The sequence below is a fragment of the Vibrio sp. 10N.222.52.C12 genome, assembly GCF_041474215.1.
Classification (GTDB): Bacteria; Pseudomonadota; Gammaproteobacteria; order Enterobacterales; family Vibrionaceae; genus Vibrio; species Vibrio crassostreae_C.
In genome coordinates, this window is the sequence record NZ_JBFRTR010000076.1 from 12272 (window position 1) to 13164 (window position 893).

An 893-nucleotide genomic window follows, 5' to 3' on the forward strand; every position below is an offset into this window, starting at 1 on the left:
AGAAAGCATTCCTGAAAAAATCTTCAAAAGTGCTTCTGCTTTAGTTTTAACGGCTTATTTAGTTCGCTGTAAGCCAGGCGACCCGATGCCTGAAGCAACAATGAAAGCGATCGAATACGCGAAGAAATACGATGTGCCAGTCGTTCTTACACTAGGTACTAAGTTCGTTATTCAAGATGATCCAGAATTCTGGAAAGATTTCCTTGAGCAACACGTAACGGTTGTTGCAATGAATGAAGACGAAGCTGAAGCGTTAACGGGTGAAAGCGATCCACTGGCTGCATCAGATAAAGCGCTAGACTGGGTAGACCTTGTTCTATGTACTGCGGGACCTGTTGGCCTATTTATGGCTGGTTATACAGAAGATGCAGCTAAGCGTGAAACGTCACTGCCTTTACTTCCAGGTTCAATTGCGGAATTCAACCGTTTTGAATTTAGCCGTCCTGCGCATAAAGATTTATGTGAAAACCCAACTAAAGTGTATTCGCACATTGCGCCATACATGGGTGGACCAGAAAAGATCAAAAATACCAATGGTGCAGGTGATGCTGCGTTATCAGCTTTATTACATGATATGGCTGCTAATAAGTACCACAAAGAAAACGTGCCAAACTCAAGTAAACACCAACATTCATTCTTGACGTACTCTTCGTTCTCACAAGTTTGTAAATATTCTAACCGTGCTAGCTATGAAGTGTTGGTTCAACACTCTCCACGTTTATCTCGTGGCCTTCCTGAAAGAGAAGATAGCCTAGAAGAAGCGTACTGGGAAAGATAAGTTACTTTCTTTAATCAGTAGTACTATCAGTATCAGTTGGTTTCTAATACTGATAGTACAAATATAAAAAAGGCTCCGAAAGGAGCCTTTTTTGTTTCTGTATATATTGAAGTCG

Annotated in this window: 1 protein-coding gene; it reads left to right on the forward strand. The window is 41.1% G+C overall.

Annotated elements, in window-relative coordinates; genetic code table 11:
* On the forward strand, positions 1-778 hold a 778-nt coding region (locus AB4623_RS14475), incomplete at its 5' end, for an inosine/guanosine kinase (RefSeq protein ID WP_372146717.1).
* Positions 779-893: the final 115 nt, after the last annotated feature.